This is a genomic window from Flavobacterium pygoscelis, from assembly GCF_023162025.1.
In the GTDB taxonomy this organism is placed as follows: domain Bacteria; phylum Bacteroidota; class Bacteroidia; order Flavobacteriales; family Flavobacteriaceae; genus Flavobacterium; species Flavobacterium pygoscelis.
Genome location: NZ_JALNUB010000028.1, coordinates 1 through 4,198 on the forward strand (window position 1 = coordinate 1; position 4,198 = coordinate 4,198).

The window sequence follows — 4,198 nt, forward strand, 5'->3', positions numbered from 1 at the left end:
TCGAGTTCTTCGATACGTTCTTTGAGTTTTTTGATTTCATCGTTTTTGCTCATTGTTTTAGAATTTTGTTCAAAGGAACGCAATTTTTTCATCCAATAGGTTATTGAAGAGCGAGAAATTCCATGTAATTTAGAAGCGTGATTTACTGAAATTTGACCGTTTGAAATTTGGTCAATGATGGAAAGTTTTAGGTCGAAACCAATTTTTTTGTACTCAATTTTTGGACAGTGTCCATTTTTTGTGGGTTCCATAGTTTGCTAAAAGTGTTTAATTTTTAGTCAACCTATTTCAGGATTTGTCATGCGGGAAGCTTGCATACAACGTCTTGGCGCTTGGCGTGGTTGGGGACTTTTGAAACCGAGTATTTTCGGCTTAACGTAAATGTAGTAAAAAAACGGTAATTCCACTAAATCCCCAATCACGCCAAACGGCTGTTAGTGGCTGCTTATTCTGGTTTAATCTTTTTTATCATTGTTGAATAATATGCTTTACTGAAAATTGTTCCAATATCTTTTATTTCCTCTATACTTATTGTTTTTATACCTGCACCTTTTTTTTCCGTATAAAGAGAATCAAAAACAGACTTTATTTCTTTAATTGTTTCTAAAGAGTTTTTCTTAAATTTCTCTAGTACAAAAGCAGTTGACTTTTTCCTTATCTGTTCTATTACTTTTTCTGTTAACATAACTGTAGATTGGATAACGCTATCTGATAATTGACTAGTTGCATTTTTTAATTGTTCTTCTAAAGGCAAACTTTTGTCTTGTGGAAAAAGTTTTAGTATGTATGTAGATTTTCCTTTGAGGAAGCCAAAACAACTTTCATAATCTTTTGCATTTATGTTGTGCATAAACTGATTACGAATTTCCATAAACGCTATAAATTTACTTCTTTCTTCTTCGTTTAATGCGTCAATATCTATAAGTAAATTTACCTTTTGATTGAATGATAAATTACCACTTTGATTACCAAGAGATTTAGTTTTTTTGTAATCTTTAATATTCAATAATTGACCTAAAAGACTTGAAGTAAAATCTTCTATTAATAATGAATATTGTAAAATTTCAGACCTAATTTCAATTCCTTTATTTAAATCTTTAACTTTTTGATTCATAGTATTTTGTGTTAAGTTGCCACTAACGTCTTGGCGCTTGGCAAGGTTGCGAACTTCGTAACCGAGTTCTTTCGGCTAAGATAGAATATCTTGCGAAAGAAAAATATGAATTAACCAATAAATTCGCAATCTCGCCAAACGGCTGTTATGCGTTCGGCAGTATATGTTCTATGTTTGTCTATTCCAATTTATTCCAATTGGCTTTTCCAAATTTAATTATTTTATTCAGTTTTAAACATCTATTTTGATCTTAAAAATCTAAAAAAAAATCGCGAAAATTTTACTATTCAAGTTTCTAATTTGCATTTCAATATTCAGCCAATTTTATCAAGTTTCTGCTTTCCACAACCTTAATCAGATTCCAATATTCAAGTTTCCACATTCTATTAACTTAATCAGATTCAATTTTCAGGTTTCTGCTTTCCACAAAGTTGATCAAGTTTCATTTTCCACTTTTAAAAAGCTAAAAAATTCGATAAAAAATTTCGCTTTCAAAGTTTTGCATTTCAGTTTTCAAGCTTTAATTTCTTCTTTTTCTGTGCGATCCAACCTGCTGACGCATAACGTATTGCCGCTTGACGTGGTTGCGGATTTTCTAGCAGAGTATATTCTACCGAAACGAAGATATGAATAAAAACGTTAATTCCACTAAACCCGCAATCACGGCAAACGGCTGTTAGCGGTTCGGCAGTCTATTTATTGTAAATGTCTATTACAAATTATAATTATTGCCTTTATAATTTCGGCCAAATATTTTATTAAGCATCTTCTATCACTTTAAAATCCCAAAAAAATCGACAAAATTTCGCTTTTTAAGCTTCTATTTATCATTTCAATATTTAGCTAATATCTTCATTTTTCTCTTTTCTTATCTCGATAAATTCCAATATTCCAGTTTCCATATGCTGCAAACTTAATCAGATTCCAACTTTTAATCTTCTGCTTTCTACAAACATAATCACCTTCAATTTTAATCTTAAAAACTTAAAAAAAATCGATGAAATTTATATTTTTAAATTCTAAATATTTTCTATTTCACTCCAGTTTTATTTGCTCCAACACTGCTGACCGCTAACGTCTTGGCGCTTGGCGAGGTTGGGGAGTAAAGATGCGAGATTTTTCCATTAAACACAAATTTTCCAAGTACAAAATCATTTTCAAATTAAGCCTAAAACCCCAATCTCGCCAAACGGCTGTTGGCAGTAGTATTTTTTCTATTTAAAGATATCGAATACGTTTTCTTTCAATTTTTCAATTTTATTTTCTGTATCATAAAACTTTGCATATTCTGCTATATCTTTTAAGTATTCAGCTTTTGGTCCACAAACAAATTTTTTTGATTGTAAAAACGCTAAAACATCAACTCTAATTCTATTTTCAGCAGGAATTTCATTTAAAATCTTACCATTCGTATGATAAACTGTCTTGCCTTTTGATAACGAAAAGATTAATTCCGATTTTAGAATATTACTTTTATAATCTCTTATTATTACGGGATTGTCTGACAGTAAATTTAGTTGTGGATTGTTTATTTCAACAGAATATAATTTCCAGTCTTCTATTTTTACTTCTTTTACGATTTCGTCAAAATCTTCTATCGCCTTTATCATTTTAAAAGCTTCAGATATTGGAGGATTTTTAATTAATTCACTATATAATTTTTGCGATATAGTTTCTCCAGAATTTTTATTTCGAATCTGCAAACTTGAACTTTCAGAATTAATTTGGTCTATATGGTCAAGAAATTCGATATCTTGATTTGGTACACGCCAATGTAGTTCAGAAATAAAATACATTAAATGTAGTTTTTCGAAAGCATTAAATTGGAAAGATTCTTGATTACCAATTATCATTCTGTAAGTATCAGAAAATTTCGTTTCTCCAAATTGGTAAAGCATTTCAACGAAATCATTATCTTCTCCATTAATTTTGAAAGTATTTCTATTCCATTCAAAAAAAACTTGTTTAGGACTTTTGCGAGCATTATCCAATTTCCCAGTTTCTTTATTAAAAACAGAAACCATTTTATCTTCGCCAGTAAATCCTTTTATAAAGAATTCAGGTATATAATGATGTCTTTTAGTTATGTCCAATTTTCTGTTTTTTCGGTAATATTACTGCCAACGTTTTGTGGCTTTGAAAGGTTGCGAACTTCGTAACCGAGATTTTTCCCCTAAGATAAAATTTCTTGCGAAAGATATATGTGAATTTAGCACAATTTTCGCAATCTTTCAAAACCACTGTTGGCGGTAGTATTTTTTATTTACAATTCGATATTTTCTTTGTCATTATACTGTCAAATTTCTGCATATATTTAAATCCAAATTGTGAGTCTAAATCTTTGTATGTAGAAACATAAAATTCAGAACTACCATCACTATAAGTTCTACCTACGTGAAAAATCCCTAATTTATCTCGTGACGGTTCTTTTGGATTTTTTTCGGTTGTCCATTCTTCATTAAAATCTCTTACGTCAAGTTGTTCAATTTTTAGTCGTTTACCATTTTCGTCAACAAGATAAAATTCATAATCTATAAAACCTTGTTCGTCTTTAAATTTTGTTAATAATACTCCGTCTTTTGGGATTTTGTATAATCTACGCTTATTTTCATATTGTATTTCTTCTCCACATTTTGAGTTGAACATTATCCTTACACAACCACGATAATTTTCAGCAATTAAAAATGTTTCTGGCTCAATAGTTTCATATTCTTTCCAAAAATATTGATATGTAAAAAAGAATAGGATAGGAGTAATAGTGTATAAAATCTTTGTCATAATTTTTCTTTTACCTAACCAAACTAAAATTAGACCTAATATAAAAACAAAAAATGGTATTCCATAAAAATATAGTGAACCTGGAAGAATTGAAATGAAAAATGTACTAATAATAACTAGTATTATTCCAATTGTAAAAGTTAAGTTTCTGTCAAATTTCATTTTTTCTGTTTCGTTCGTGTCTTGTCCTAATATAGGTTGACTATTTTTGGTTACTGTATAATTTCAAAAATAGTTTATTATTGACGTAATATTGATAAGTTTAGAAAAAATCTTTGAAGGGATTTTTTTCCAAACTTGTCAACA

Annotated in this window: 4 protein-coding genes; all 4 read right to left on the reverse strand. The window is 29.4% G+C overall.

Annotation, left to right across the window (positions count from 1 at the left end; genetic code table 11):
* On the reverse strand, nt 1-251 hold a 251-nt coding region (locus tag MW871_RS16095), incomplete at its 3' end, for a helix-turn-helix domain-containing protein (protein WP_248429407.1).
* A gap of 194 nt (nt 252-445) precedes the next feature.
* On the reverse strand, nt 446-1,114 hold the full coding sequence (locus MW871_RS16100; protein ID WP_248429408.1) for a hypothetical protein: 669 nt from the start codon (nt 1,112-1,114) through the stop codon (nt 446-448).
* A gap of 1,214 nt (nt 1,115-2,328) precedes the next feature.
* Nucleotides 2,329-3,207 (reverse strand): DUF4238 domain-containing protein, encoded by an 879-nt coding sequence (locus MW871_RS16105; protein WP_248427413.1) that lies wholly within the window; start codon nt 3,205-3,207, stop codon nt 2,329-2,331.
* A gap of 166 nt (nt 3,208-3,373) precedes the next feature.
* Complete coding sequence (locus tag MW871_RS16110; protein ID WP_248427412.1) at nt 3,374-3,892, reverse strand: DUF6843 domain-containing protein; 519 nt, start codon at nt 3,890-3,892, stop codon at nt 3,374-3,376.
* Nucleotides 3,893-4,198: the final 306 nt, after the last annotated feature.